Source organism: Myxococcus sp. CA005, assembly GCF_006518205.1.
GTDB classification, from domain to species: Bacteria; Myxococcota; Myxococcia; order Myxococcales; family Myxococcaceae; genus Myxococcus; species Myxococcus xanthus.
In genome coordinates this window covers 1-22333 of sequence record NZ_SRLV01000105.1, presented here as the reverse complement: position 1 = coordinate 22333, position 22333 = coordinate 1, and the positions used below count along the sequence as shown (strand labels likewise).

Here is a 22333-nt window from a genome sequence, read left to right as displayed (position 1 = left end):
GGCCCCAGAACCACTGCGCGCGGCGCACCGGCTGCGTCAGCATCAGCTCGAAGAAGCCGCTGGTCTTCGCGCGCACGATGGCCGAGTGCGTGCCGACCTTCGAGCACAGCGACTCCACCAGCTCCAGCCTCACGAGCACCCAGGCACCAGGAGGAACATGTGCTTGGGCACCGCGCCTCGCGAGCAGACCGTGAGGCGCGGCTGCTCCCGAGGCCCGCGCGACGCGGAAAAAGGCACACCCTCGTCACTCGCACCTGCAAAGCTCCCTCCATGGAACGCTTCGTCGAGGTCGCCGAGGGAGTCTCTCTCTGGGTCGAGTCACATGGGCCCGAGGATGCTCCCGCCATCCTGCTCATCATGGGCTCCACCGTCTCGGGACTCGTCTGGCCCGACGAGCTCGTGGAGGCCCTGGCACGACGCCACCGCGTCATCCGCTATGACCACCGGGACACCGGCGCGTCCACATGGGCGTTCGATACCGTCCCCTACTCCGCGACCCGGATGGCCGAGGACGCACTCGCCATCCTCGATGCGCTCGGGGTCCAGCGCGCACACGTCGTGGGCCTGTCACTCGGAGGCGTCCTGGTGCAGTGGCTCCTGGTCGCCCACCCCGAGCGGCTGCTCAGCGCGACCGTCATCGGAGCGCCCGCCCTCGACGGGGCGCCCGCCCTCGACGGAATGACAGCACGCGTCCCCATCGACCCCGGCCTGTTCGAGTTCTGGCGCCACATGTTCGAACCCCGGGAGCGCGAGGCCCAGATCGAGTGGCGGGTCGAGAACTGGCGAAGGCTCCACGGCGCGGTGCTCCCCTTCGACGCCGAGGAGTTCCGCGCCCTGGAGCGGCGCATCATCGGCCACGCCGGCCGACACGACACCTCCACCGCCCACGCGCGAGCCGACCCCTCCGGCCTCGCACGCGGAGCCGAACTGGCCCACGTCACCATCCCCACGCTCGTCATCGCCACGCCGGAGGACCCGACCAACCCCGAGTCCAACGCGCGCTTCCTCGCTCGGACGCTGCCGCGCTCCACCCTGGTGACCATCGACGGCATGGGGCACTCGGTCCCGCGCGCCGTCGTGCCCTCGCTCGCGAAGGCGCTGCTGGGCCACATCGAGACAATGGCGCCTCGCTGACCCAGGAGCGCCGCGCGCCCTACCCCTTCCGCAGCCCCACCACCTCGCCGTACCCACCGGGGATGAAGAAGTGGTGCGTCTCCATGCCCATGATGCGAAGGGCCGTGGTGACGACGCCCGCGGACCGCGGGACGCGCTTCTGCGTCTGTCCCGTCTCCTCGATGATGTCCACCGGGACGCCGAGGCCGCGCGTCGTGTACGTGCCCACCTGCCGGTTCGCCGCCACGTTGCCACCGGCGAACATCACCGAGGTGTACGGGTGGTGGTCATCCGGCAGGTTGTAGGTGCCGTTGCTCGAGCGCGAGGCCCAGCTCCGGCCGAACTCGCTCATCACCAGCACCAGCGTGTCATCCAGCAGCGTCTTGCCCGGCTTGCCCGGCGCCGGCGAGGCCTTCATCTCGCCCAGGAAGCGCGCGACACAGTCCATCCCCCCCGGCCGTGCGCGCAACTGAAGGCATGGCCCCCGCCGTTGTGCGTGTCGAAGTCCATCCGCAGCGAGACATGCACCGACGTGCACAGGTCCGACTTGAGTAGTCGCAGCGCCATGTCCATCCGCGGGTCCAACCCCACGAGGCGGAAGTTCGCGTTGCCGAACGTGTAAGTGAAGGCCTCGCTCAGGTAGATCGACAGGTACGCGGGCCGGTTCGACCTCAGCGCGTCGATGCCCTTGGCCTTCTCCAACACGGACGCGACATCCGTCGCCCGCACGCGGGAGACCGACGACAGCGAGCCGTGCAGGCCCTCCAGGTAGTTGTCTACCTTCGCCGTCGAGCGGCCCAGCATCGGCTGCGCCTGCCCCAACGAGTAACGCTCCACCGTCGTCGTCTTCAGGGTGGCGCCCGTGGGCCGTCCCTTCGCATCCAGCTGGTCCCCTGGTCGATGCCGTGCAGCACGCTCAGCTGCGCGTGCAGCGAGAAGTGCTGAGAGCCATACATCAGCGGACTACGCATAATAGGGATGGGGGCCCTGTTGAGTGGGGAGGGAGGGTGCAGAGGGGCCGAGGAGGACCGCTGACGGGGCCGCCCGAGTGATGCTCCTGTCCAGTGGACAGGCCGCTTGAGCCCCTTGGGGTACACGCCAGCCCAGACCGCGCTCCCTTCAGGTGCGTGGCAGGAGCCTGGACTTCTTGGCGCCTCTTGAGCCTCAACCCCCCGCGGCCTGGGGTGGCCCTCGTGCCGGGGCCCACCTCGCACATCCCGTGGGCATGCCCAGGTGCTCCAGAATTGCCCGCACCCCGGGGGCCCCCTTCACGTACGCCAAGACCCTTAAGCCTGCCTCCACTCCTCACGCAGACGAACGTATGTGGCCATGGAGGTCTCACGAGAAGCTGATTCCTATCGCGTCGGGGCACGGCTAAGACTTACCCGGAACACGCACACGTCTGGATTGGCGTGGACACGGAAGCATCTGGCGCCCGCGAGGAAGCCCCACGCCGGGTGGAAGTGTAGACACGCTGCGACTGTCCTGGACCGCTGACCCGTGTCTGCTCACGGCGCCAGGGATACTCCGTTCCACTCGAGGTTCTCCATGCGTTCATTGCGCCGTCTCACTGCCCTGCTGCTCCTGCCGCTCGCCTTTGGCTGTGGTCAGGAAGGTCTCCCCGAAAACGAAGCCGAGTCGCTCTCCGCGCGAGCTGACCCGTTCACCATCATCCGGGAGACGGTCCAGAATGCGTGCGGCAACGCAGGCACCACTCCGCAGGTCTTCAGCAATACGCTGATGAGCCCCGCGGCCCTCAATGTCGGCGGCGGCGCACCCGCGAATTGGAATCCCGAGAGTGGCCGCATGAGCCGCGGTGGCATCGAATACGTCTCCGCCAATGGCCTCCGCTTCGAGCTCGTTACTGACAAGTGCACGTACATCAAAGAGGTCAAAGTCGGCTCGCGCGTCGTGACGCCGACGTATACCGATGGCTATTGGTATTCCGCCCAGGACTCCTCGTACCAACCCGCGGACCCCAGCCGCTACGGCTACAACTTGTGGATATTCTTCCCCTATCTGGGAGATGGCTCCACGAACCAGGTCACCATCACCGTGGGGCGCACCTTCGGCAGCGGCACCGCGACGTACAGCTTCCCGATGGTGCAAGTCGATAGCGTCGAGGCGAGCTACGTCCCCGCACCCATCGGATTCTCTCGTGCCGAGCTGTTGAACATGTTCGGCAAGGCGCTCTACACGAAGTTCAATGGCGCTACGAATTCGACCGTCCTCAGGTCGTCGGACGGCTCCACGCGCCGCATCTACGGCTACGACCCGAATAGCCTCCAGCTCTCCGTCACCTCGAGTGGCGTGGGCTTCTCGTTCAAATTCAAGACGGATATCAACAATTGGTGCGACCCGACGATTCGCGCCTATGGCACCTTCAAGCTGAATGCGAACTTCTCCGGCATTTCGGTGCAATGGGTGAATGCGCCCCAGGCGAGCCTCGATTGGCCGTTCCTGTGTCAGGCGGTTCAGGTCGTTCCCATTCTCGGCCTCATTCCCGCCCTCATCTACGACATCATCGAGAGCGAGGCGGCGAACAGCATTACTTCCACCATCGAAAGTTCCATCATCGATTCGCTGCCCGAGACGGCAGACGTGCAGCTGTTCCTCGATGGCTCGACGACGCGCAACAACGAACTGCTCGTCAATCTCAAGCTGCCGGCGCCTTCCATCAAGATCAACGTCCCGTACGACGCGTTCGACATGAACCGGAGCGCGACGCTCTTCCCCTCGGGCGAAAACCTGACGCTGCTCGCGAGCGGCTTGGGCGTGAATGACTACGTCGCCGGTGTGACGCCCCAGACGACGCTCTACTCGGGCCCCAATGGCGTTCCGCGCTACGGCTCCACCATGTGGCCGAATGCACAGACGTTGAGCCGTGCGACCAACCCCGTTTGGAATGGCCTGCCCATCGCCCGCTTGCTGGCGCGCATGTCGCCGACGGTCGTCTCCACGTCGACGTACCAGTACACGCCCGGCTGTACGTTCAAGGCGAACAACAAGTTCGGCCAAGCGTCCGTGCGCTTCGGTGTGAATGACACGGCCACGGATGCGCAGCGCCTTCGCGGCATCTTCGGCGCCGCCCCAGGCTACTCGCTGCGGGTCGTCTTCCTGAACGACTTCAGCACCTCGATCGCGGATAACGCTTCCCGCTGCGGTGTCACGACGTACAGCCCCGTCTATGGCTCGGACGGGCCCGTCCTGGCGAATCCGTAGTTTCCCTGTTGGATGGGAGAGCCTGCGCGCGTGACGGCAGGTGTTGCCGCGCACCTTACGCATCAGAGGGATGGGGGCCCTGTTGAGGGGGGAGGAAAGGTGCAGAGGGGCCGAGGAGGACCGCTGACGGGGCCGCCCGAGTGGTGCTCCCGTCCAGTGGACAGGCCGCTTGAGCCCCCTTTGGGTACACGCCTGCCCAGACCGCGCTCCCTTCAGGTGCGCACCAGGGGCTTGGTCCTCTTGGCGCCTCTTGAGCCTCAACACCCCGCGGCCTGGGGTGGCCCTCGTGCAGGGGCCCACCTCGCACATCCCGTGGGCAAGCCCAGGTGCTCCTGAATTGCCCGCCCCCCGGGGCCCCCTTCACGTACGCCAAGACTCTTGAGCCTGCCTCCACCCCTCACGCAGGCGAACACCTCGAAGTCGAACGTCCTCCTGAGCAACTCTGCGAAAGTCCACTCGCGGTGTCCTCTTCTTCACCCGCTCCTTCCTCGCCGCTGCCTCAAGCCCCGCGCCCGCCTCCTGCGCACCTGCTTGAGAGAGCGTGCGCACGCAGGGCGGAGGGCCCCTGACGCGCACATGTCAGGAGGGCCTGCTGTGGCTCACCTGCGAAGGGGACGTGAAGGACCACGTGCTGCGACAGGGCGACACCCCGCACCTGACGCGCGCCGGACACGTGGTGGTCCAGGCACTGAGCGCCTCTCGCTTCTGCCTGGCACGACGTGCCTCCCGTGTGCGCGCCGTGCACACCGCCGGCCCAGGGACACGAGGCCCCTGTCCGGTAGGGAGGACGAGGACACACCCCCGAACGCCCCCGATGCCGTGAGCGGAGCCGGAGACCGCCGCCGCTTCGCGCGCGTGCGGCCCCCGGCTGCGCAGGTGTGGACCAGCGCCAACGTATGAACTGGCCAACGGTTCGCCAACGGTTCGGACAAACCCCCGCCGCAATTGAATACCTTGCCTGAACAGCAGGACACCATTCCGGGTGAAGTCAGCCCCAAGGAGGACTTGCATGAAGCCGCAGGGGGGAATCCCACACATCGCTGTCGCAGTCATGGGCCTTTTCATGATGGACACAGGCATGTCCCACGCCCAGGAAGTGCAGCGGCGTGGCAGCACCAGCTACATGCCCGTGGCCCAGACGGAGCCCTTCGCTGACGTCATGGCGCGGATGAAGGCGGAGAAGCCCAAAATCACCGCGCGCCACCAGCAGCTCCTGGAACACCGCTATGACCTGGGAAACCGTCCGGCCCGGGGCGTCACGATGTCCCGGGGGAAAGCCGTCCAGGAAGGCGTGCGGGTGAAGCTCCCACAGGGCGTGACCTGGGAGTCCCTCGCCGCCATGAGCCCGGAGGCGATTCGAGACAGGGGGCTCTTCCCCGCGGGCTTCATGCCATTGCCCCACCCGAATCATCCGGAAGGCGGCATGGTCTTCCCCAAGTTCCACATCGATGAAATCAAGCGGCAGGAAGGGAGGGACCTCACACGGTTCGACCTCGACTTCGACCTGCCGGACCACCTGCTGCCGGAGTTCCCGCCGCCCATCTTCCTCACCACGCGCCCGGACCTGGGGGATGTCTCGCAGGGGAAGCTGGTGACCATCATGAACGTCCAGGAGCTGTTCAACGGCCTCCTGAATCCGAAGCAACTGGAAGGCCTCCGGCTGCTCGTCACGCCCTTTCCCCAGCAGCAGTTCAATCAGACCGCCGACCGCCGCTCCGAGCTGCCCAGCCGGGGCGTGAGCTGCTTCGACTGTCACGTCAACGGCCACTCCAATGGCGCCACGCACCTGGTGGGCGACATCCGGCCCCAGGAGTTCCGCCACCGCATCGATACGCCGACGCTCCGCGGAGTGAACATCCAGCGCCTGTTCGGCTCACAGCGGGCCCTGAAGACCGTGGAGGACTTCACCGAGTTCGAGCAGCGCGCGGCGTACTTCGATGGCGACCCGGTCATCGCGACGAAGAAAGGGGTCAACATCCTCGAGCGGGGTAGCCAGGTACACTTCATGGCGGAGGTCCAGGCCCTCCTCGACTTCCCGCCGGCCCCCAAGCTCCGCTTCGACGGGAAGCTGGACCCGAAGAAGGCCACCCAGCAGGAGATGCGCGGACAGACGCTCTTCTTCGGCAAGGCGCAGTGCTCCGTGTGCCACCTCCCGCCCTATTACACAGACAACCTGATGCACAACCTGCAGGCGGAGCGCTTCTACAAGCCCCGGCTGGTAAACGGCGCGGTGATGGGCTCCGATGGCCCCATCAAGACGTTCCCCCTGCGAGGCATCAAGGACTCTCCGCCCTATCTCCATGATGGGCGGCTCATGACGCTGGAGGACACGGTGGAGTTCTTCAACCTCGTGCTGGAGACCCGGCTCAACGCGCAGGAGAAGAAGGACCTGGTCGCGTTCATGCGCACGCTCTGACGCGCGCGCGGCAAGCCTGCCTCGGACTCACGAGCGGCACCCTCCCGCCGAGCCACACGTGGCTGGGCGGGAGGGCGCCGCGAGACTCCGCACGTACGCCAAGACCCTTAAGCCTGCCTCCACTCCTCACGCTGGCGAACACCTCGAAGTCGAACGTCCTCCTGAGCAACTCCGCGAAAGTCCACTCGCGGTGCCCGCTCCTTCCTGGCCGCTGCCTCAAGCCCCGTGCTCGCTTCCTGCGATCCTGCTTGAGGGACCTGAAATGGCCGCAGTTTGGCGCCTGGAGTGAAGACGCCGTGGAACCTCGTGAGGTTTGCCCGAGGCACCAGGCACCAGGGACGCCAGGCGACGCAGCAACTCCAACCCGGTGAAGAGAAGGTGCGTGGTGCCGTCCGGCAGCGGTCGCGTCATCCGATAGGCGATGCGGCCGTCCTCCGCTCGTGACAGCCGCTCCAGCGCCAGCGCACCGCGCGCCCGTAGCGGCATCGCCGTTCCAGTCCCTGCCTGTCGTTGGCATGCAGGAGCGTGTTGGCGTGCAGGGAGAAACCCTCCAGCAAGGCGCACCGCGCCTGCTTGTTGGGAGGAGGCCGGACGTCCACCTCCGTCCAGCGCAGCCGTTGCTGGCGCGCAAGCGTCTCGTGCCCGCGAAGCATTGCAGGGCAGCAGATGAATGGCGCAGCGCCTGGCGGCCGCCCCACTCGGCGCGGCCGCCATCAGCCCCCCGCGGCTCAGGGCTTCTGCTGGGTGGCCGCGGCCTTCATCCGCTCGAAGGCCGCGATGTACTCCTCCAGCGTATCGAGCCCCACGGCGGCGCGCCGCTCGTTCACCTTCTCGGGGTCCTCCAGCGCCTTGGGCACCGTCTTTCCATCCACCTCCTCCAACTGGGTGGCGTAGCGCTGCGGCTTGCCGGTATTCACCAGCACCCGGTCCGTGAGGTACGCGAGGTCCTTCGCGGTGCCCTCCCCTCGCGCCACGGCCTTCTCCAGCATCGGAAGGACCTCGCTCTGGAAGGCCACATCCTGGTCCGCGTGCTGCACCAGCAACCACGCGGCGAAGGTACCGCGCCGGCCCACCAGGGCGCTTCCCGGCCAGCCATGCTTCGCGATGACGCCCTTGAGCCAGGTGGTGTTGCGGGCATCGACGTCCATCATCTTCGCCTTGGCGGCCTCATCCTGGAAGTTCGAGGCGACGAGGGCACCGCGCGCCGCCTGGTCCTCTTCCATGCGCTTGAGCAACTCGTCCCGCAGCACAGGGTCCGCGGCCTCGTACTGCTTCGCCTCGGCGGCGATGACTCGCTGCTCCAGCGCCGCGTAGCCGGGCAGGCTCCGGACGTTGCTCAGGTCAGGGTCCTTCTGGAGGTGCTTCGCGTCATCGAAGCCCTCCTCCACGGCGCGCTCCAGCCAGACCAGCGCCTCCTCGCGCTCCGCCAGCAAGGACGCCGCGCAGGCCGCGTTGTAGGCCAGGTTCCTGCTGCGCCCCCCGCCTTCCCAAGCGCTTCGGAACAGGGGAAGGGCGCGCGCGTTGTCGCCCTTCATGGCCAGTCCGGATGCCTCGGAGGCAGCCGCTTTCGCTTCGGGCGTGGCGACGGGCTTTGGCGCCGTGGGCTTCGTGACCGAGGCGGCTTCCGGCGCGGCGCCACCACCGTGGGCACATGCAACCAGGTTCAGCGCGGCAAGCAGGGCGATGATGCGACGCATGACACTCCAGGGGTATGTGGGGATGAACGCTGGCGCTCCAAGCACGTCCTCGGAGCGCCAGCGGGCTGGCAGTGTAGGCAATTTCTTCAAGACTCCAAACGCCCAGGCGTGCCGTTCAATCCGGTCCGAAACTGTCTTCCCGCGCGAGCAGGTTGCGATTGCCTCGCGTCGATTCGTCTCAATACTTCTCTGCACGCGGTTCTTCTCCCTGGCTGTCACCCCACGCACTCCGAGCGACGCGGGAGCGGCACGGGCTTCGCCGTGCCGCCCGTCCGGATCGCTCCGTGCTATAGGCCGCACCGCTCGGCGGTACGCACCCGAGGGGGAAAACAGAGGATGTCTGAGCGGCACATTGAGATGTTCTGGCGTTGTTCGAGCTGCAGCCACCGCAACCTCGGCCGCTACATGGTGTGCCAGGGCTGCAAGAACGCCAAGGACGGCAGCGAGCAGTATGAGATGCCGGAGGACACCGCGTCCGCCGTCACGGTGACCGACGAGGCCCTGCTGAGGATGGCCACCGCCGGTCCCAACTGGCGATGCGCCTATTGCGAGAGCGACCAGCGGGCCCTGGACGGCGGCTGCAAGCACTGCGGCGCGTCCGCCGTCGAAGGCTCGATTCCCGCCGAGCCCACGCGCCCCACGCCAGACGAGAAGAAGGGGGCGAAGAGCAACAGGCGCCTGGGCTGCTACATCCTCTCCATCATCGCGTTCTTCGGCTGCTGCTGTCCCATGTGGATGTCCTCCGGCAAGAAGGGGACCGCCCCCGCGACGGCGGCCACGACAGCGCCCAAGACGGAGCCGGAGAGGACGCGGACGCTCCAGGTCAAGGAGGTCTCCTGGGAGCACACGGTGAGCGTGGAGCGCTACCGCCTGGTGAATGACGAGGGCTTCGAGGAGGACCGGCCAGAAGGCGCCCTCCTGGTGAAGGCGCATGGCAAGCGCCACCACCATGACGACCAGGTGCTCGCCGGCTACACGACCGTCCGCTACACGGAGCGCGTCCAGCGGGGCTTCACCACGGAGACCTACCGCGCCAAGGAGGCTTGCGGTGAGGACTGCACCACGACGCCCAAGAAGTGCAGCGAGCAGTGCACCAGCAACAGGAACGGCTTCGCGACCTGCAAGACGACCTGCACCGGAGGAGGTCGGAGCTGCACCACCCGCTACTGCTCCGTGACGAAGAAGCGCCAGGAGCCGCGCTACGTGGACGAGCAGCGCTCACGCCAGGAGCCGCGCTACCGGAGCGTGCCGCGCCAGGCGACCTGGTACACCTGGAAGGAGTGGCGATGGATGCACGACCGGGACGTGAAGGCGAACGGCACCACGCTCGAGGCGCGCTGGCCCACCGACGCCGAGCTGCGGCCCGCCAAGGCCTTGGGCAAGGGCGAGAAGGAACGAAACGCGCGCGACGCGCGGTACAGCGTGGTCTTCCACGGCGACGACCAGCCCGCCATCACCTACACCCCTGAAACACTCGAGGAGTTCCAGCGCTTCGCGCCCGGCAGCACGCACACCCTTCAGCAGGAGCAGGGCAAGGTCTCCGTCGTGCCCCAGACGCCCCCGGCGCAGGCCACCCCATAACCTGCGTGCCGCTCTCAAACGCGAAGTGAAATCGCGGGCCACTCCATGTCGGAACGGCTCGAAGGCGCTCCGGTTGACCGCGCGTGCTCCTGTTTCCTACGTCCCATCGGAGTGCTATCGGGACGTAGGAAACGTGGGCATCGTGGCCTCCCCACCGGAAGGCAGGAACATGAAGAGTCAACCCAAGACAGATGGCGAGTCGGCCTCGAAGCTCATCAGCGACAGGATCGCCGAGCTGGGTGACTGGCGAGGCGAGGCGCTGGCCAGGGTGCGTGCCCTCATCAAGGAGGCCGTCCCGGATGTCGTGGAGGAATGGAAGTGGCGGGGCACCCCGGTCTGGTCCCACGGAGGAGGCCTCTGCACGGGTGAGGCATACAAGTCGGCCGTGAAGCTGACCTTCTTCAAGGGCGCTTCCCTGGAAGATCCTTCAAAGCTCTTCAACTCGAGCCTTGAAGGCAATGTCAGGCGCGCCATCGACATTCACGAGGGTGAGGCGTTTGACGCGAAGGCGTTCAAGGCCCTCATCCGCGCCGCCGCCGCGCTCAATACCGCTGGCGGAAAGAAGCCCAGGAAGCCGGCGTGAGCCTTCCGGGGCGGCCCTCTCACGGCACCTTGCGTCCAGGCGCGCGGCGTTCCGAGTGAAGCCAACGACGCGGGGCCGGGTACCCGTTTGCAGCCAGGTGCCCGGCCCCGCGCCACGGAGGGGGAGTCAGTGACTCAGCTCGCCAGCTGCTTGTTGGCGTCGAGCTGCGAATCCACCGGGGAGACGGCGAGCGTCTTGCCATCCGCCTTCTTGAAATCGACCGTGCGCAGGTCCAGCGTCTGCAGCCCCAGGCTGTCGTAGGTCCGGACGCCGAACGTGCGGTTCGTGAGGTCCTTCACGACGACCCACTGGGTGTAGTCGAGAGAGTCCTTGCCCGTGGCCTCGTTCAAGTCGCGGCTGGTGCCGTAGGGGATGTCGACGGTGTTGAGCAGGTGCAGCGCCAGGGAGCGGGCCTCGGCCGCGTTCTTGGGCTTCTCGGAGAACTCACGGAGGTAGACGGCCCGGACGAACCGGGAGGGAGGCGTGGAGTCGCCGGGAATCCCGAAGAGGCCGCTGCCGCAGCCGTGAGGTGCGAATGTGCCGGTTCCCAGCTTCACGGGCGTGGCGCCACGGGACGACAGCCTCGCGTAGTTCTTGAGGTTCTCCAGGTGGTCCGGGAAGGTCGGGTGGTTGGTCAGGACAGCAACGGGGTTGTGCATGTTCAGCGGCGAGTTGTCATGACCCGTCGACGCGTACAGGAACATCTGCCGGTCGGTGAACTCGACGACCATGCTGTTGCCCTTCGCGTCGTGGAGGGCGAAGTGGAGCGGAATCTTGCTCGACATCCAGTCGCTGTGCCACAGCTCGGCGTCTCCGTTCGCCAGGGCCTCCTTCACCGCGTCCACGGTGGCGAAGTTACCCACGGCCCACTCCACGAAGAGCTCGGGCGCCAGTCCCCGGGACGGGTCCTTGGCGGCCTGGGGATACGTGGACGTGGGCATCCACAGCGCTCCGGCGGAGAGGCCTTCCGAGTTCATCGCATCGCCGATGACGGTGACCCCATAGAGCGTGACGGTGAGGCCGACGTAGTCGAACTTCGTCGTCCACTTGAGGCCATGCAGGTGCGTGAGGGAACCCGGAGACTGGACCGTATGCCCCTTGGCGTGGAACCGGAACTTGGAGCCGAGGTCGATGCCGAACTCCATGCTGCGGCCAACGACGACAGCGCTCGAGTCCTCGGTCGCGACCAGAAAATCAGTGCACATGTGAAACGTCCTCGTTGATGCCTTCGCGCCATGCGAAGGTCTGGTGTTGGGGGGGCAGTGCGTCACCAGAGCAGGACGCGTGCCACCTGAGCCTCGCGGGTGGTTCGAGTCATTCTGCGGCTTTGTGTCCGATGGGTCCGCTTGCGATGGGGCGCGTTGACGCGTTTGCGGGGGCTCGTGACACGTCAACGCCGGGGCCCGCGAGGCGCCCCGGTGTGATGCGTGTTTCCTCTTGGGACCGCCTCACCTCTCCCCAGGTGAAGCACCCGGCTCCGGACTTCGGGCCACGAGGACGGAGCGGGAACACATCCACCGCCCCCTCCTCATGGACTCAGGCCCTCACAGGGCCGTGCTGGCGTGCAGCGCGAGCACACCCTGCTGCACGGGCTGGCGCCACGTGACGCGGTAGGTGTCCGCCACGAAGTCCCACGTCACACTCCCCGCCTGGACGGGGAAGTCTCCCTGCGCGGGCGAGGCCCCCGTCCAGAAAGAGCGCGTGCCCGGCGCATAGGACAGCGCCAGGTTCACCGGCATATTGAACGCGCCTCCCGTCGCCAGACCGCAGCCCTTCGCGTCACAGCGCAGGCTGCCCCCCCAATAGGGACGGCTGACATCCGTCGCCTCTTTCAGCCACTCCGTCCCGCTCCACCGCCACCAGCTCTTGTCGGTGTGCATCCGGAACCCGCTCGGAGACGCCGCGAGCACACCTTGGCCGTCCGCCGGCGATTTGACGATGTTCTGGCCGGACCAGGCGATGCCGTTGTGGAAGATGTAGCGGAACTCGTCGTCGAAGGGCGCCATCAACATCACCGAGTTGCCCGCCGCGACGAACTCGTAGACGTCACTGGGCATGACCGGGGCCGCGATGGGCTGCCACACGCCCGCGGTGTGGATGCTCATGTTCAGGTAGAGCTCGTTGCGCTGCGCCGACAGCGCGAAGGACTCACCCACCGTGACCAGCCGCGTGTTGTACCAACGCGCCTCCTGGAACACCCTCGGGATGAGGGTCGCCAGGTCCCGCCACGCCACCCCATCCACGCTCCGCGCTCCGCGAATCTCCCACTCGCCCCACACCGCCATGAAGCCGCTGGGGCCATGCACCAGCGCCAGGTCCGGGTCCGTGGCCGCCACGCTGTCCAACAGTTGCGGCGCCCCCACCACCCCCGCCTCGGAGGACACCACCCAGATGTCCATCAGGTCCGTCTGCGTGGACGGCTGGAGATACGCCACCACCACCCCGTTGTCGTCCACCGCCACGCGGACCTTCGTGCCCGCCGGCCCCACACGCACCGGCTCCATCCACACCGTCCCGTCGAACTCCGCCAGGAAGAGACTCCACGCCCCCGCGTCGAACTGCTCCCACGCGGCGGCCCCATGGCCGTCGGACTCGAAGTGGACGGCCACGTCCCGCACGCTGCCGACGAGCGCCGGCGTCACCAGCTCAAGCCCCGAGTCCCACTGGCCGCCTCCCAGATAGCCGCGCACCACGAGCCGCCCCGGCTGCACGAAGAGCGCACCCGTGCGAGCCCCCACCGGCACCAACACCGAGGAAGTCGCCTCCCGGCCACGAAGCTGGATGCTCGGCTGCCACCCCTGCGACGTGAGCGCCGCGCCCCAGATTTCAGCCGTGGACGACGGCTGGTTCTTCTGCATCAGGACCAGCAGGTCATCCCCCGACGCCCGCACGTCGAGCACGCTGCTCAACCCCGACGCGACCACGGCCTTCGAGGTCGAGCTCCACGAGCCTCCCGTCTGCGAGACGGCGCGCACCAGCGTGGCGCTGTTGATGCCGGTCCACAACGCGACGTAGTTGCCTCGGTGGGGCACCACCGCCCAGATGTCGCGAACCGCCAGGTTGTCCACCAGCGATGGGGCCTGCCATGCCCCGTTCGCGCGCACCGCCGCGAAAAGCCCACCCGTATCGCCGAGGACCGCCGTGATGGTGCTGCCATCCGAGGCGATGCGCAGGCTCGTCATCTGCTCGGACGTGATGAGCTCCCCCAGCCCCCACTCGCGCGTGTCCCGGTTGAAGAGCGCGAACTCCACTCCCTGGTTGGACACCCACGCCCGCCCGAAGCTGTCCCCCACCCGGATGTACTGTGCGTCCACCGAGGACGACACCGTGGACTCCAGCCACCGCACCCCGTCGAACACGACCGAGACCTCCAACGTCGTGTTCCGCCCCGACGACACCAGCACCCGGTCTCCATTCTGCAGGAGGAACACGGGCGACCCCAGGTTCGCCGCCGTGAAGACCTCCGACCACTGCGTCCCAGCATGGACCCGGAAGGTCTTCCCATTGACGGCATAGAGATGGTTCCCCACCCCGAAAAGCCGGCCGCTGATGCCGGGCGTCACGGGCGAGAAGTCCGTCCCATCGAAGAGCGCGACGGCGCCCCCCGCGAGCGAGCGGTCCGACCAGCCCACCACGAAGCGCTCGCCCCACGCGGACACCTGCGGCGCCAGCGTCATCGAGCGCCCCTCCCCCACCAGGACGGAGTCCCCGAAGCCCGAGCCGCTGTCGAAGGCCGCGCGGACCTGGATGGCTGTCCCCGTGTCCTCGTTCCACACGGCCAGCGTCCCCCGGGGGCCCGTGGCGAACACGGGCATCCCCGGCTGACCGGGACGCCCCGCGCTCACCCTCACTCCGGGAGCCACCGTGCGCACCGTGTACGTGTGCGGCGAGGCGAGGCCCGCCCCCTGCGGCGTCTGCACGTCCTTCACCGTCACCGTGTAGTTCGTGGCGGGCGCGAAGGGCGGCACGGGCCGGAACACCACCGTGTTCGTGGAGGACTCGTAGTTGACCAGCCCCGTGACGCCCTCGACGCCCACCGTCCGCGCGTTGACGGTGGCCGGGTCCAGCGGCCGGTCGAAGCTCACGCGCAGCGGGCTCCCCAGCGGCACGAAGCGCGCGTCCGGAGCCGGCGTCGCATCACGCACCACCGGCGCAGAGGGCTCCAGCTCCGTGACGAAGTGGAAGCCCCCGAACTGCGCCAGCGTGTTGCCCGCGAGGTCCTCCACGGCGCTGACCCGCCCCCGGTAGCGCGTCTGGTACTTCAGCGGCTCATTCGGCGTGAAGGCGGCGTGGAGCTTCGCTTCGTTGTAGCGCAGCGTGCCCGGAACCCGGCGGACCACCTGCGTTCCGTCGGTGTTCAGCTCCTCCAGGTAGACGCGGTCCGGCGTGACGCTCTCCGGACGGAGTGGCTCGCTGAAGTGGACAATGATGGGCGCATAGCGCGCGGCCACCCCCACCGACGTCGCCTCCGGCAGCGTCCCCTGCACCCGCGGCGCGGTGGTGTCGCTCGACGCCGTCACAAAGAACGAGAACGCGTGCGCCTGCGTGAGCGCATTGCCCGCCAGGTCCTTCGCCCCCGTGGAGAGTGTCCCGGTGACGAGCGCACCCGGCGCGGGCAGCGGACTGACGCGGAAGGACACCGACTGGCTCGGAGCATCGTAGGAGATGACACCCGTGAGCGGCGCCGCGGGGTTCGACCCCAGCGCCTGCTCGAACCGGAGCGTGTCACCCGTGAGCGTGCGCGGGTCCATCGGCTCTAGGAAGGAGAGCGTGTACACCGGCCAGGTCGGCGACACGCCACTCTCACCACTGCGGGGCCGCGTGGCCAGCACCTCCGGCGGCGACGTGTCCGCCTCCAGCCCCACCGTGAAAACCGATTGGTAGGGCGCCGGCAGGGACTTGCCCGACACCAGACGCAGCGCCGTGGAGACGCCCACCGTCACCAACGTATCCGCCGCGAAGGGACGCCCCGGCGTGAAGGTCAGCGTGCGCGTGGCGGGGTCATGCGTCACCGTTCCCGCCACCGCGACGCCGTTCTCCGACACCGTGAGGACCTCCGCGCTCACGGTGGTGACATCGAGCGCCTCGGCGAACCCCACGATGACGCGCGCGTTGCGTGGGACGGCTTCCGCGTTCGACGCGGGCAGCACGTAGCCGATGAAGCCCACGCCATCCGACGTCTGCGTCCCACCATCGCCAGTCCCACCGTCCGGAAGTCCGCCATCGGGCGCGGGCTCGTGGCCCCCATCCGGCCCGCCCGCATCGGGCTCGCCCGCGGCATCCGGCGGTGTATTTCCATCAGGCTCGCTATTCTTACAGCCAGGGACGAATGCCCAGAGGCCGAGGACGGCCAGGGCGCATCGCAGCCAGGAGAGTTTCAAGGTCATAGGGGAGTTCGCGAGACAACCACACCACGAGGTCGCACGTCCTCGCGTGCATTCAGAGCCCCCGGTGCGTCAGGGGCCAGATGTCTGCGGTGCTTCGACGCGGACCTGGGCCGTGCGCGCCCATCCCACGGATGCTGACTGCATCGACATACGCCATATCGTTGTCATCGCCTGGCGTAAATGCTCGATTCCAGAACAGATGTATCCCGAGTGTCTGACGTTCCTCCGGCCCGTGAAGGCGCGCGTGGAGGGGGCCCTGGCAATCACCTCATGTAAGACTCGCAGGGTCTCTGTCGCCGACGCGGTGAAGCTGTTCGAGGCGAACGCGCCCCTCTTCCCCGAGGACGACAACACCCACGACAGCCTGGGCGAGGGCTACGCGGCGGCCGGAAGGACGAGGCCATCTCCCGCGACAAGAAGTCGCTGGAGCTGAACCCGAAGAACGACAACGCCGTGAAGAAGTTGCGCGAGCTCGGCGCGGCGTCGGCCACGGCGAAGTAGCGCGCGGCGCTCGGGGGCCTACGCCATCTCGTCGCTCAGCCGCGCGGCCTGGGTCAGCAGGTAGTCGCGCTCGGGCAGGCTCGTGGTGCGCTCGGCCGCCTTCCGGTAGTGGACCACCGCCGCGCCCGTCTTCCCCGCGCGCTCCAGCAGGTGCGCGCGCACGGCGTCGAGCCGGTGGTTCCCCTCCAGCCGGCCCTCCCTGGCCAGCCCCTCCAGCAGCGACAGCCCGGCCTGCGGCCCGTGCACCATCGCCGTCGCGATGGCGTGGTTGAGCGCCACCATCGGGTTGTCCATCAGCCCCATCAGCACCCCGTAGAGCGCCAGCACCTGCGGCCAGTCCGTGTCCTCCGCGCGCGACGCCTCGTCATGCACCGCCGCGATGGCCGCCTGCACCTGGTACATCCCCACCGAGCCCCTCGACAGCGTCGCGGAGATGAGCGCGATGCCCTCCGCAATCATCCCCGCGTCCCACAGGCTCCGGTCCTGCGCGTCGAGCGGAATCAGCTCACCCGCGGGCCCCGTCCTCGCCGCCCTCCGCGCGTCCGTGAGCAGCATCAGCGCCAACAGCCCCGCCACCTCGCCGTCCTCCGGCAGCAGCGTGTGCAACATCCGCGTCAGCCGAATCGCCTCGCCCGACAGGTCCGTGCGATGCAACTCCGGCCCCGAGGTGGCCGTGTAGCCCTCGTTGAAGATGAGGTAGAGCACGTGCAGCACCGCGCCCAGCCGCTGCGCGCTCTCCTCCGGCGTGGGCTTCTGGAACGGAATCCCGGAGCTCTTGATGCTCTGCTTGGCCCGGCTGATGCGCTGGGCCATGGTCGCCTCGGGCACGAGGAAGGCCTTGGCGATTTCCGCCGTCGTCAACCCGCCCACCGCGCGCAAGGTCAGCGCGATGGCCGACGCCGTGGACAGCGCCGGGTGACAGCACATGAACAGCAGCACGAGCGCGTCATCCCGGCCCGCCAGCTCGTCGCCATCCAGGGACATCACGAGCTGGAGCTCCGGCGGCACCAGGCTGACCACCAGCTCCTCACGGTGGCGGCGCGCGGTCTCCGCGCGCACGTGGTCCGTGATTCGCCGCGAGGCGACCTGAATCAGCCAGGCGCGCGGGTCGTCCGGCACGCCCTCGCGAGGCCACTGCAAGGCCGCCGCGAGCAGCGCTTCCTGCACCGCGTCCTCCGAGGCTCCGAAGTCCCGAAACCGCCGGATGACCGCGCCGAGCACCCGCGGCGCGTGTTCGCGCAACAGGTGCTCGATGCGAATGTCCCTCGACTCCGTCATCACATCAGGTCGGGCGGAGGACCGCTCATCACCTGGCGGACCTCGATGGGCATGTTCATCGGCTTGCCGCCGAGCCCAGGCGCCGCTGAGGCCTCCGCGGCGATGGCGTAGGCCCGCTCCGGGCTGTCCACCTCGATAATCCAGTAGCCCGCGAGGAACTCCTTCGACTCCGGGAACACGCCATCGGTGATGGGCTTGCCGTCCGCGCCCGCGCGCACGCGCTTGGCCTGGTCCGGCCCCGCCAGCCCCTCGGCCGCCACCAGCTCCCCCGTCTCCCCGAGCTTCGTCGCGAAGCCCGCCATGAACGCGATGTGCGCCTGGAGGTCCTTCTTCGGCCAGCTCATCACCTGGTACGGACCGCCGCTCGGGGTGTTCATCATCAGCATGTACTTCATCTTCATGGTGGCTCTCTCTTCTCTGGGCCTCCGCGCCCCGGCATTGGGTGCGCGTTCATTGGGATGTCGGAGCCACGCGCGAGGTCTCGACATCGTCCCGTGAAGATAATCGGCGGGCCTCGCAAGTCAGCGGAACAACTGTGTTCTTCCGCTCCGGGGGCCGCCTGCGACGCGCCGCATTATCGGCAGAATTTCAGATGACCTTGCCCGGACGCAGCCCCTCCTCCCCAAGCACAGCGGGACGACGCATTGGCCCGCGAGCGGCGCTTCGCGGAGATTCTTCCGCTCTGGGACGCCTTTCTCGCACGCAACCCCGAGCATGGGCTCGCCTACTTCGAACGAAGCGGGACGCACTACCACCTGCGCAAGCTCGAGGTCGCGCTGGCCGACTTGAAGAAGGCGTGCGAATTCGGTGTCAACGAGGGGTGTTCCCGGGCGCGCCAGCTCGAGCGCGTCAACCCCAAGGCTCGCTGCGCCGCGACCGTCGACGACGCACGGTCGCATCGGGCATCGCCGCTGCGCCGTGCCGGCACGCAGGCGATGGGGCGCCCCGAACGGAAGCCCCATCGCGCGCAGCCCACGTCTGCCTCAAGCAGCCTGCGCGCCTGCGAGGTGCTCCTTCATGATGCGGTGCCGCGACAGGTAGCGCTCGAAAGCCTGCAGCAAGGCGTCCGGCTCTCTCAGCTTGCTCAGGCAGATGGAGCGGCGGCTCTTGAAGCGCCCTTCCCCGGGGACTTCCAGGTCCAGGTACTTCTTGAACATGCGGTCCGCGGTGGTGGCCGAGGCGATCTGCTCGAACAGGATGGGCGCCTCCCAGTCCCCGTAGCTCACCTGCGCGTAGTCCATCTGGACATCGAAGCCCGCCTCCTTGCCCTCGAACACGAGCGGCGGGAAGTGCTTCTCCACATGCGCTCGCTCCTCCTCCGTGGAGGGCTCATAGCGGTACGCGAGGGACAGGTCATGGGCCTGAGCGAAACGCGCCTCATAGGCGCCCCACAGCCGCGCCTCGATGGCGTCCGCGTCCTGAACGGTGTCCGCCCACGACGACGTCACCGGCTCCAGCAGCAACCGCACCATGTCCTCGGGATTGAGGTGGGCCCCCACGTTCTCCATGCGCGCGGCCAACGGCGGGTGGGAGTCGAAGGGATGCGGCGTCACGGCCCCCTGCAGGTCATCATGCACGGTGTCCGACTGGGCATACGCGGAGAAGCCGTGCGCCACCCGGTCCGCGATGGCCACCGTCTGGTGCTGCTCGTCCTGGGCGAAGAGCTTCGCCTCCACACGGTCGCGGAAGCTCGCGTACGCGCCCACCTTCACCAGCGAACGGGCGATGTCCTGCCCCGAGGTCACCCCCGCCGCCAACCGGTCCGCCGCGAGTTCGCTGGCGCGCCGGCTGCGGCCCAGCGACAGCTCGAACAGGCCGCGGTAGGCCATCATGAAATAGAAGACGGGCCGCGTCATGCCACCGTCGTAGAGCTGCTGCAGGTAATGGCCGAAGTGCGCGAGCTTGGGCGCCAGCCGCTTGCTGTGCCCCGTGTCGCCGCCCAGCAAGTGCCCCATCTCGTGCGCCAGCACCGCCTCCGCCTCGGAGCGCTCCAGCAGGCGCAGCAGTGACAGGCTCACGAAGAGCGTGCGGCCGGTCAGCGTGCGCTCACCCACGCGCACCTCGTGCTCGGTCACGAAGAAGTTGGCATCGATGCCAGCGAGGATGTTGTCGGGGGGCGCCGTCTGGAGCCGCTCGCAGAGGCGCCGCACGCAAGCCCACAGCTCCGGGGCGCGAGCCTCGGTGATTGCCTCGGCCTCCACGTCGAAGTCCGAGGGCGGACGGCGGAAGATGGCCACCACCACCAGGAACACCGCGCCGCCGGCCAGAAGGGCCATGATGCCGATGAGCTTCGGGTAGTAGCGCTCCATCCATAGCGCCGTCATCCAATAGGAGAGCCACACGAGCAGCGCGCCCTGTCCCAGCACCTGAATCGCACTGGTGACGCGGAGCACGAGCCAGCCCACCACGAAGCTGCCGAACTGAAAGGGACGCGAGACGAACGCGGCCAGACCACAGAGAAGCGCGACCACGGTGGAGGCAAGGCCTAGCGCCAACAACCCCCAGGATGCCAGGGACGCCCAATTGAACTGGTTCAGGTCCGCGCACGCCTTTCCCAGGCTGTTGCGGTAACTCGCCAGCTCCGGGTCACCGCTCAGGCAGGCCATGGACGCGGGCACCGCGCGGTAGAAGTCGAGCGCCGCCTGACGGTCCGCTTCGCTGACCGCGGTGTCGCGTCCAATCTGCTGCTCGACGGCCGCGAGGACCTGTGTGTCGAAGCGGCCCATGGCATGGCCGGAGAACCAGACACCGAACAGCGGCAGGGCGAAAAGCCAAAGAGCCGGCAGCACATAGCTGCGGAGAAAACCGGGAGATTTCTGGGAGGACATAGGACGTGTCGACACATTCTAGCGCACCCCGCGTGAGCGTCGCGCCCCTGGATGAAGGCCCACATGCCGGTACTCGCGGACTGACGACGACCCACCTGGTGCCTCAGCAATCCAGTGCGATACACCCCGCAAGGTCCGTGTCGCGAGTTCCCGCGCCTGAACCGTCCAAACCGAGGGGAGCCAATCCAACATGGCCTTCACGACCGCTCCTCTCCGTGCACTCGGCATCGTTCTGGTGACGACGCGCGCGCTGGCGGCCACGCCCCCGGCTGCGCCCACACCTCGTGCGCTCGTGTTCGCCCAGAATCCCGTCCGGACCCCTGTTCCCAGCGAGCAGGAGCTCCCGCTTCCGCCCTCGGGGGGACGACTGGCGCATCCATGGTTCGAGGCACTGTCCTGTGTCGTCCCCGAAGCCCATCCGCTTCCACCGGAGGACGCGCGCTTTCCTCCTGAGCGCGTCTGCTCTCTCCAGTCCACCGCCCGGCCTGATGCGCGCGGCCTCTTCGCCACACCGCCCCGCCAGGACGTGGACGGGTCCTCTCCGGATGCCTTCGCGGAGGCCTCGCTCTTCTTCCACGCGGCAGCGACCTTGAACTACTTCCGTTCCCTCGGGTGGGAGCGCCCCTGGCCTGACGAGAAGCCGCCGCTCCGGCTCGTGGCGGACGTGCGGATGCCCTCACGGGACGGAAAGGTCCTCCTCCCGTGGGGCGATGCGCTCTTCGTGCCCGCCGCCGAGGAGGGGGATGCGCGCGCGCACGACACCATCTGGTTCGGACGGGGCCCCGGGGTGAACCTCGCCTATGACGGCGACACCATCGCGCATGAGGTGACCCATGCGCTCCTGGAGCCCTTCCTGCCACGGAGCGCCTGGCGGCTCGACACATTCGGCGCCGACGGCTCGCCTGGCGCCATTGATGAGGGGCTCGCGGACTACTTCGCCGCCGCCATCTCGGGAGACCCCTTCCTCGGAGAATACGCCGTGCGGGCTGCCGAACCCTGGCGCTCGCGCAACATCCACACGCTGGCCCGCTGCCCCGAGGCACTCGTGGGACAGCGCCACACCGACGCCCTGCTCCTGTCCTCCGCGCTCTGGGCCCTTCGTGAGCCCGCGAGCCCGTCCCAGCGTGGTGTACTGGACCGCGCGGTGCTCACCACGCTCCAGACCGTCCAGCCGGCCTCCGCGCTGTCCCTGGAGCGCTTCCTGGAAGCACTTGTCACCACGCTCACCCGAGAGGCCCCCGAGCTCGCCCGCTCCGCCCAGGAGACGTTCTCCCGCCGGGGCCTCCTTCCTGCCTGCCCGCGCGTGCTGGAGCTGGAGCCGGGGCAAAGCCTTGGAGGGAGCGCTGGAGCCTTCGTGGCTCCTGGCGGGCGCTCCCTGCGGATGAAGGGACTGGCGCCCGGCCTCCTCCAGTTCCATGCCCGTGTCCCGCCGGGGACCACGGCCATGTCCCTGCGTTTCAGGAGCGGCGCCCCCCGGCCCCCACCGGGGCAGGAGCTGACGCCATTCCACCCCGTGGTCCTCGCCAGGCGCCACCGCCCTCTTCAGTGGCGCCATGACGGCCCCCAAAGCCACTCCGACGCGGACATCACGGCGGTCCCACTGCCCGGGGCGTGGAGAAGCGCACGCATCGAAACAGAGGGCGCCTCCGACGTCTTCCTCCAACTCGCCAACGCGGGCGAGCTGGATGGCTGGTACGACCACCTCTCCCTCGAGTTCGAGAGTGGCC

At 68.1% G+C, this 22333-nt stretch carries 17 protein-coding genes; 8 read left to right on the top strand and 9 right to left on the bottom strand.

Going from position 1 to position 22333, the window contains the following annotated elements:
- The first annotated feature begins 270 nt into the window (after positions 1 to 270).
- On the top strand, positions 271 to 1134 hold the full coding sequence (locus tag FMQ63_RS32160; protein ID WP_011555359.1) for an alpha/beta fold hydrolase: 864 nt from the start codon (positions 271 to 273) through the stop codon (positions 1132 to 1134).
- A gap of 19 nt (positions 1135 to 1153) precedes the next feature.
- Here the strand turns inward: FMQ63_RS32160 and FMQ63_RS32155 are convergent, their stop codons facing one another.
- Positions 1154 to 1561, bottom strand: coding sequence for a DUF1501 domain-containing protein (locus FMQ63_RS32155; RefSeq protein ID WP_011555360.1), 408 nt, complete (start codon positions 1559 to 1561; stop codon positions 1154 to 1156).
- Positions 1528 to 1950 carry a hypothetical protein gene (locus tag FMQ63_RS32150; RefSeq protein WP_011555361.1) on the bottom strand — a complete coding sequence of 141 codons (423 nt, stop codon included), beginning with the start codon at positions 1948 to 1950 and terminating at the stop codon, positions 1528 to 1530. The genes FMQ63_RS32155 and FMQ63_RS32150 overlap by 34 nt, the downstream gene beginning before the upstream one ends.
- 711 nt (positions 1951 to 2661) lie before the next feature.
- On the opposite strand from FMQ63_RS32150, the gene FMQ63_RS32140 reads away from it, so the two are divergent.
- The 3 genes from FMQ63_RS32140 to FMQ63_RS32130 all read left to right on the top strand — a co-directional run bounded on the left by FMQ63_RS32140 (position 2662) and on the right by FMQ63_RS32130 (position 6751).
- Positions 2662 to 4335: a hypothetical protein gene (locus tag FMQ63_RS32140; RefSeq protein ID WP_011555362.1), complete on the top strand. Its 1674-nt coding sequence runs from the start codon at positions 2662 to 2664 to the stop codon at positions 4333 to 4335.
- Positions 4336 to 4876: 541 nt separating this feature from the next.
- Positions 4877 to 5158, top strand: coding sequence for a DUF2917 domain-containing protein (locus FMQ63_RS32135; RefSeq protein ID WP_074960265.1), 282 nt, complete (start codon positions 4877 to 4879; stop codon positions 5156 to 5158).
- A 255-nt stretch (positions 5159 to 5413) separates the two neighbouring features.
- Positions 5414 to 6751, top strand: a complete 1338-nt coding sequence (locus FMQ63_RS32130) for a cytochrome B6 (protein WP_225888000.1) — start codon at positions 5414 to 5416, stop codon at positions 6749 to 6751.
- A 407-nt stretch (positions 6752 to 7158) separates the two neighbouring features.
- Here the strand turns inward: FMQ63_RS32130 and FMQ63_RS32125 are convergent, their stop codons facing one another.
- Both FMQ63_RS32125 and FMQ63_RS32120 read right to left on the bottom strand, forming a co-directional pair.
- Positions 7159 to 7404: a hypothetical protein gene (locus FMQ63_RS32125; RefSeq protein WP_020477810.1), complete on the bottom strand. Its 246-nt coding sequence runs from the start codon at positions 7402 to 7404 to the stop codon at positions 7159 to 7161.
- A 75-nt stretch (positions 7405 to 7479) separates the two neighbouring features.
- A complete protein-coding gene (locus FMQ63_RS32120) occupies positions 7480 to 8448 on the bottom strand; it encodes a DUF6624 domain-containing protein (RefSeq protein WP_216609407.1) in 969 nt (322 codons plus the stop codon).
- Between the two features lie 336 nt (positions 8449 to 8784).
- Here FMQ63_RS32120 and FMQ63_RS32115 point away from each other — a divergent pair, with 336 nt between their 5' ends.
- The gene (locus FMQ63_RS32115; protein WP_020477811.1) at positions 8785 to 10029 is read left to right on the top strand and encodes a hypothetical protein; all 1245 of its coding nucleotides are present in this window, start codon (positions 8785 to 8787) and stop codon (positions 10027 to 10029) included.
- 169 nt (positions 10030 to 10198) lie between these two features.
- Positions 10199 to 10612 (top strand): DUF1801 domain-containing protein, encoded by a 414-nt coding sequence (locus tag FMQ63_RS32110; RefSeq protein WP_011555368.1) that lies wholly within the window; start codon positions 10199 to 10201, stop codon positions 10610 to 10612.
- 134 nt (positions 10613 to 10746) lie between these two features.
- Here the strand turns inward: FMQ63_RS32110 and FMQ63_RS32105 are convergent, their stop codons facing one another.
- Both FMQ63_RS32105 and FMQ63_RS32100 read right to left on the bottom strand, forming a co-directional pair.
- Positions 10747 to 11817: a linear amide C-N hydrolase gene (locus FMQ63_RS32105; protein WP_011555369.1), complete on the bottom strand. Its 1071-nt coding sequence runs from the start codon at positions 11815 to 11817 to the stop codon at positions 10747 to 10749.
- 339 nt (positions 11818 to 12156) lie between these two features.
- Complete coding sequence (locus FMQ63_RS32100; protein ID WP_011555370.1) at positions 12157 to 15999, bottom strand: Ig-like domain-containing protein; 3843 nt, start codon at positions 15997 to 15999, stop codon at positions 12157 to 12159.
- A gap of 199 nt (positions 16000 to 16198) precedes the next feature.
- On the opposite strand from FMQ63_RS32100, the gene FMQ63_RS32095 reads away from it, so the two are divergent.
- On the top strand, positions 16199 to 16432 hold the full coding sequence (locus FMQ63_RS32095; RefSeq protein WP_020477813.1) for a hypothetical protein: 234 nt from the start codon (positions 16199 to 16201) through the stop codon (positions 16430 to 16432).
- 86 nt (positions 16433 to 16518) lie between these two features.
- Here the strand turns inward: FMQ63_RS32095 and FMQ63_RS32090 are convergent, their stop codons facing one another.
- The 3 genes from FMQ63_RS32090 to FMQ63_RS32075 form a co-directional block, all read right to left on the bottom strand.
- Positions 16519 to 17778 (bottom strand): RNA polymerase sigma factor, encoded by a 1260-nt coding sequence (locus FMQ63_RS32090; protein WP_020477814.1) that lies wholly within the window; start codon positions 17776 to 17778, stop codon positions 16519 to 16521.
- Positions 17778 to 18179, bottom strand: a complete 402-nt coding sequence (locus tag FMQ63_RS32085) for a YciI family protein (protein ID WP_020477815.1) — start codon at positions 18177 to 18179, stop codon at positions 17778 to 17780. Before FMQ63_RS32085 ends, FMQ63_RS32090 begins: the two co-directional genes overlap by 1 nt.
- Positions 18180 to 18761: 582 nt before the next feature.
- The gene (locus tag FMQ63_RS32075) at positions 18762 to 20606 is read right to left on the bottom strand and encodes a M48 family metallopeptidase (RefSeq protein ID WP_171452364.1); all 1845 of its coding nucleotides are present in this window, start codon (positions 20604 to 20606) and stop codon (positions 18762 to 18764) included.
- Between the two features lie 190 nt (positions 20607 to 20796).
- On the opposite strand from FMQ63_RS32075, the gene FMQ63_RS32070 reads away from it, so the two are divergent.
- Positions 20797 to 22333: M4 family metallopeptidase (locus tag FMQ63_RS32070; protein ID WP_141276856.1), on the top strand; the 1537-nt coding region annotated here is incomplete at its 3' end.